The organism is Streptomyces sp. WAC 04229, assembly GCF_003947455.1.
In the GTDB taxonomy this organism is placed as follows: Bacteria; Actinomycetota; Actinomycetes; order Streptomycetales; family Streptomycetaceae; genus Streptomyces.
In genome coordinates this window covers 1-5,577 of the sequence record NZ_QHJH01000297.1, presented here as the reverse complement: position 1 = coordinate 5,577, position 5,577 = coordinate 1, and the positions used below count along the sequence as shown (strand labels likewise).

Genomic DNA, 5,577 nt, shown 5'->3' with positions numbered 1-5,577 from the left:
CCCCACCCGGGCCCGCCGCTCGGCCGCCACCTCCGGCCGCCGACGACCCGCCGCGGCCGCCTCCGCGCTCACCGCTCCCACCAGGCGACGCTGCTCCGCCTGCTCGGCCAGATCCCGTGAGGCGGCGGCGCCGCGCAGGTCGGCCGGAGCGGAGTTCGACCGGGCGCGGCCGGTCAGCAGGTCCGCGCTGCCCGAGCGCTGGACCACCTCGGCCACGGCCCTGTTGCCCGCCTGAGCCTGCAAGGAGGCCATGGAAGGCTGCGTCTGCCGAGGGAGGCGTCGAGTCGGAGTTGCCTTGTCCGTGCGAGGGGTCTGCGTTTCGTGCAAGCGGTCCGGCACGGACAACTCCTCCTCGTGAACCCGGGGTGACATCCTGGCGAACTGACACTCAACACAAGATGTTGAAGCAAAAATGGCCGCATTCCACAGAGAAGGGCGACGACTCTGCCCCAAGGGGCACGAGAGGGGGCAGCAGGCATGCCCCTGGACCGGCCCCCGAGGGCGTTTCGACGGCGGCATCGCGCGCGTGAAGCTGGGGGGCGTCCTGTCTCGTACCCCGAGGAGAGCAGAGCATGCCGTCCTACCTGTCGCCCGGCGTCTACGTCGAGGAGGTGGCCAGCGGCTCGCGCCCGATCGAGGGGGTGGGCACCTCGGTGGCGGCCTTCGTCGGTCTCGCCCCGACCGGCCCGCTGAACGAGCCCACGCTGGTGACCAACTGGACGCAGTACGTCGCGGCGTTCGGTGACTTCACCGGCGGGTACTACCTCGCGCACTCCGTCTACGGGTTCTTCAACAACGGCGGGTCCGCCGCCTACGTCGTCCGCGTCGGCGGTTCGGCCGAGGACGCGGCAGGCGACGCCACGGACGGTTCCGCCGCGCCCGCCGCCGTCACCGGCAGCACCGCCAAGGCCGCACTGCCCGCCGCCGAGCCCAAGCAGCTCGGCACGTTCGCCGTGACCGCCACCGGCGAAGGCCAGACCGGCCCGCTGACCGTCGAGGTCGCCGACCCCGAGGGCGAGGGCCCCGCCGAGCGCTTCAAGCTGATCGTCAAGGACGGCGACAAGCCGGTCGAGACCTTCGACGTGAGCGCCAAGAAGGGCAACCGCTCCTACGTCGTCACCCAGGTCAAGGAGCGCTCCAAGCTCATCACCGTGACCGAGGCCGCGCCGTCCGCGCAGCTGGCCCGTCCGGAGAACCAGACCCTGACGCTGCCCGCGCCGCCGTCCGCCGCCCCCGCCGCTCCCGTCGAGCAGGCCGAGAGCGCGCACCCCGGCCCGGCCCAGTACCTCGGCGACTCCTCGGACCGCACCGGCTTCGGTGGCCTGGAGGCCATCGACGAGATCTCCATGGTCGCGGTGCCCGACCTGATGGCCGCCTACCAGCGCGGCGCGATCGACCTGGAGTCCGTCAAGGCCGTCCAGCTCGGTCTCATAGCCCACTGCGAGCTGATGGGCGACCGCGTCGCCATCATCGACCCGCCGCCCGGCCAGAACGCCCGTCAGATCCGCGTCTGGCGCCAGGAGACGGCCGGCTACGACTCCAAGTACGCGGCCCTGTACTACCCCTGGATCAAGTCCTTCGACCCGGCGACCGGCCAGTCCCGCCTGGTCCCGCCGAGCGGCCACGTCGCCGGCATCTGGGCCCGCAACGACTCCGAGCGCGGCGTGCACAAGGCGCCCGCCAACGAGGTCGTGCGCGGCGCCGTCGACCTGGAGCTGCAGATCACCCGCGGCGAGCAGGACCTGCTCAACCCGATCGGCGTCAACTGCATCCGCTCCTTCCCCGGCCGCGGCATCCGCGTCTGGGGTGCGCGCACCCTCTCCTCCGACCCGGCGTGGCGCTACCTGAACATCCGCCGGTACTTCAACTACCTGGAGGAGTCGATCCTGATCGGCACCCAGTGGGTGGTGTTCGAGCCGAACGACCACAACCTCTGGGCCCGCATCCGCCGCAACGTGTCCGCGTTCCTGGTCAACGAGTGGCGCAGCGGCGCCCTCTTCGGCCAGAGCCCGGCAGAGGCCTACTACGTCAAGTGCGACGAGGAGACCAACCCGCCGGAGTCGGTCGACCTCGGCCGGGTCATCTGCGAGATCGGCATCGCGCCGGTCAAGCCCGCCGAGTTCGTGATCTTCCGGCTGGCCCAGTTCTCCAGCGGCAGCGGTGAGCTGGAGGAGTAGGGCCCGCGTCCTGAGCCCCTCCGCACCGCCCGCCTCTTCCTTTCACTCAGACACCTAGAAGGACAGCGAACCAATGGCACTCATGCCGGGTGACTCCCTCACAGCGAACAACTTCGGCCTCCAGATCGACGGAGTGATGGTCGAGTACCTCGCCGAGGTCAGCGGCCTCTCGCAGGAACAGGACGTCATCAAGTACCCGCAGAACAACAGCGCCACCGGCAAGGCGGAGACGGCCGTCCTGCCGGGCAACAAGAAGGACGGGCAGTGCACCGTCGTGCGCGGCATGACCCAGTCCTCGTCGTTCAACCAGTGGATCAACGACTCCATGAACGGCCGGATGAGCACGGCGCGCAAGAACGCCTCCATCATCCTCATGGACTACGAGGACAACCCGGTGAAGCGGTACAACCTCCGCAACGCCTGGTGCAGCAAGATCGACGCGAGCACGGTGAAGGCGGGCGACACCTCCGCGCTGACCGAGACGGTCACCATCGTGTTCGAAGAACTGGTCGTCGAATAATGCGGCGTGCGGCCGGCGGGGCGCCTGCGGCCCCCGCGGCCCCCGAGGCCCCTCAGACCGCGGCGGTGGGAGCGGACTTCCCCCGTTCGGCTCCCGCCGCCGCACCCGCGGAGACACCGGCCGCGACGGCGCCTCGGCAGCAGTTGCGCACCGAGTTCCCGTTCGAGCTGCCGCGCGGGTACGTCGACGAGTCGGGCACGGTCCACCGGGACGGTGTGATGCGCCTGTCGACGGCCCGGGACGAGCTGATCCCGCTGCGCGACGTGCGCGTGCAGGAGAACCCGGCGTACCTGTCGGTGGTGCTGCTCGGCCGGGTCATCACCCGGCTGGGCACGCTGTCGATGGTGCACGACGGGATCGTGGAGAACATGTTCGCCTCCGACCTGGCGTTCCTCCAGGACTTCTACCGCCAGATCAACGCGGAGGGGCACACCCGCGCGGCCGTCGAGTGCCCGCACTGCTCGGAGCCCTTCGAGGTGGAACTCGGCGGGAGCCGCCTGGGGGAATCGTGACGTACGCGACCGACCGGCTGCATGAGGAGATCGCGTACGTCGCCTACCACTTCCACTGGGGCCTGGAGGCGATCCTGGACCTGGAGCACCAGGACCGCCGCCGGTACACGGACCAGATCGCGTCCCTCGTGACGCGTGGCATGGCGGAGGGCTGATCGTGGGATTCCTGGACCGGCTGCGGGGCCGTCGGGACGGCGTCGGCGGTGGCGGGGCCACACCCGCGCCCGAACCCTCGGGCACCGACCCGGGTACGGACCCGGGCGGGAGCGGCACGGGCGGGAGTGCCACGCCCGCGCCCGCTCCCTCGCCCGTGGCCGTCGCCGCCTGGACGGGCCTGCCGCCGATCCAGCGGGCGACGGGTACGGCACGTACGGGAGTGGCGGACGCCGGGTTCGGCGGCCGCCTTCCGACGTGGCAGAACCCGTCGTTCACGGGGGCGCCGTCCCCCGCGGTCCTCGACCCGGCGTCGGGCGACGGCATGCTGTCCGGCGCGGTCGGCACGCCGTCCCGCCCGGCGGCCGGTCTCGAACACCCCGCTCAGTCCCTCCCGTTGGCGTCCCCGTCCGCCGCACCGCCGGTGCAGCGGATGCCGGTCGCCCCGCTGCGGGCGATACCGGCGGACACCCCGGCGCCGACGGCTTCCACCGCTCAGGCGCCGGGGACGCGGTCGGCCGGTCCCGCCGTGCCGGGTGCGCGCGCGGGGGCGTCCGCCGGTCCGTCGGCCCGTCCGGGTGCGAGGGGCGGGGCTCCCGCCGCGCCGAGTGCGCGCGGCGGTGGACCGGCCCCGTCGTCGCCCGCGCCCGCCGTCCCGGCCACGCCGGTCCAGCGGTCGCGCTCCACCGGGTCCGCGTCGTCCACGTCGTCCGCGGCACCCGTGAACCCGTCGCCGCAGGCAGCCCGTGGTGTCCGCGTGACACCGGTGCCGCCCGCGCCGCCCCGCCCGCGGCAACCGCTGACCAAGGCCCCGTCCGGGTCGCCGGCCGTGCAGCGCCGCGCCCTGCCCTCGACCCGCCGGACCGCCGACGCCCCAACGAAGTCCTCCGGAACGGCACCCTCGTCGTCGAGTGCCGGCGACCGAGCGGAACCCGGCTCGGCACCGGCCGGGCCCGCCGCCCCGGCCCCCGGTCTCGGCGATTCCGGCGGCGACGTCGCGGCCGCGCCGCCCGCGGCTCCCCCGGCATCCCCGCCCTCCCCGGTGCAACGCGCCGTGCGCCCGCAGCAGCAGGGCCCGGCCGCCACCGACACCCCGGCCGGCCCGCCCGTCCAGCGCTCGGTTCCCCGTCCGCCTGCCCCTTCCGGCCCGGCGGCAGCCTCCAACGCCCCGGTGCGCAGCTCGTCCTCGCCGTCCGCCGACGGCACGGCAACCGGTACGCCGGGCCGCCCGCCCGCTCCTCCGGTGCAGCGTGCGACGCGGGCCTCGGGCAGTCCGACCTCCCCCGCACCGACCGGCGGGGCCTCCTCCGGTACGCCGGTCCAGCGGGCCGCGTCACCTCGGCCGAACCGGCCCGCACCCGCGGCGGGCAAGGGCGCACCGGCCGGCACGCCGACCGCACCGGCCGCCACACCGCCGACCACTTCGGCGGGTCCGGCCAGTGCGACCTCTGCGGCCACTCCGGCCCAGGGCGCCTCCTCGCCGTCCGGCGACGGCACGGCGTCCGGTGCGCCGCCGGTCCAGCGGGCCGCGTCACCTCGGGCGAACCGGCCCGCACCCGCGGCGGGCAAGGGCTCGCCGACCGGCACCCCGCCCACTCCGGCCCAGGGCACCACCTCGCCGTCCGGGGGCGGTACGGCGTCCGGTACGCCGGTCCAGCGGGCCGTGCCCCGGTCCGGCCCGGCACCGGCCACCCGTCCCGACCCCGCCCGTGGAGCCGGGGCCGCCGACCCCGGTGAGCGCCGGTCCGCCACCGCACCGGAGCCCACGACGACCGGTTCCCCCGTGCGGCGGGCGGTGCCGGAGCAGCACCCCCGCACCGAGGCACCCTCCCGTGCCGAATCCGGTTCCGGCGCTTCCCGTCCGGGCGGGGACGCCCCGTCCGCCCCCGGCACGGACGCGGCGCCGCACACGCCGGTGCAGCGGGCCGTTCCCCGGTCCGGCAGCGCGCCGAGCGGCGCGGGCGACCTCCCGGTGCAGCGAGCCGTGCCCGCGTCCCGCGCCGACCGCGGCGCTACCGGCGGCTCCGAGCGGCGGGCCTCCTCCACCCCGGCCAACCCCACGCCCAGGACCAGCGGCACGGCGTCAACGACGCCCCCCCCCCCCCCCACAACGGCCCCCCCCCGCCTCCTTAACACAAATGACGCGGCCTGCTCAACATCCCTTATGGATATCGCTGGAGGCGCGAGTGATCCAAAAAAAACGAGTACACAGTCC

6 protein-coding genes are annotated in these 5,577 nt (G+C 74.3%); 4 read left to right on the top strand and 2 right to left on the bottom strand.

What is annotated here, in order from left to right; translation table 11 throughout:
- A partial coding sequence (locus DMH12_RS36775; RefSeq protein WP_221763154.1) for a hypothetical protein occupies positions 1 to 252 on the bottom strand: 252 nt, incomplete at its 3' end.
- Between the two features lie 320 nt (positions 253 to 572).
- Here DMH12_RS36775 and DMH12_RS36770 point away from each other — a divergent pair.
- The 4 genes from DMH12_RS36770 to DMH12_RS39380 all read left to right on the top strand — a co-directional run bounded on the left by DMH12_RS36770 (position 573) and on the right by DMH12_RS39380 (position 3,364).
- A complete protein-coding gene (locus DMH12_RS36770) occupies positions 573 to 2,177 on the top strand; it encodes a phage tail sheath subtilisin-like domain-containing protein (RefSeq protein WP_125495635.1) in 1,605 nt (534 codons plus the stop codon).
- A gap of 73 nt (positions 2,178 to 2,250) precedes the next feature.
- Entirely contained in the window at positions 2,251 to 2,697 is a 447-nt protein-coding gene (locus DMH12_RS36765; protein ID WP_125495634.1) for a phage tail protein, read from the top strand.
- Positions 2,697 to 3,209 (top strand): hypothetical protein, encoded by a 513-nt coding sequence (locus DMH12_RS36760; protein WP_125495633.1) that lies wholly within the window; start codon positions 2,697 to 2,699, stop codon positions 3,207 to 3,209. Before DMH12_RS36765 ends, DMH12_RS36760 begins: the two co-directional genes overlap by 1 nt.
- The gene (locus DMH12_RS39380) at positions 3,206 to 3,364 is read left to right on the top strand and encodes a DUF6760 family protein (RefSeq protein WP_185832758.1); all 159 of its coding nucleotides are present in this window, start codon (positions 3,206 to 3,208) and stop codon (positions 3,362 to 3,364) included. The genes DMH12_RS36760 and DMH12_RS39380 overlap by 4 nt, the downstream gene beginning before the upstream one ends.
- A 493-nt stretch (positions 3,365 to 3,857) precedes the next feature.
- Here DMH12_RS39380 and DMH12_RS36755 read toward each other — a convergent pair whose 3' ends face one another.
- On the bottom strand, positions 3,858 to 5,441 hold the full coding sequence (locus DMH12_RS36755; protein ID WP_125495632.1) for a hypothetical protein: 1,584 nt from the start codon (positions 5,439 to 5,441) through the stop codon (positions 3,858 to 3,860).
- Between the last annotated feature and the right edge of the window lie 136 nt (positions 5,442 to 5,577).

Excerpts from the sequence above, each read along its gene's own strand:
- DMH12_RS36760 (WP_125495633.1), top strand. The coding sequence starts at position 2,697 with ATGCGGCGTGCGGCCGGCGGGGCGCCTGCGGCCCCCGCGGCCCCCGAG.
- DMH12_RS36770 (WP_125495635.1), top strand. The coding sequence starts at position 573 with ATGCCGTCCTACCTGTCGCCCGGCGTCTACGTCGAGGAGGTGGCCAGC.
- DMH12_RS36765 (WP_125495634.1), top strand. The coding sequence starts at position 2,251 with ATGGCACTCATGCCGGGTGACTCCCTCACAGCGAACAACTTCGGCCTC.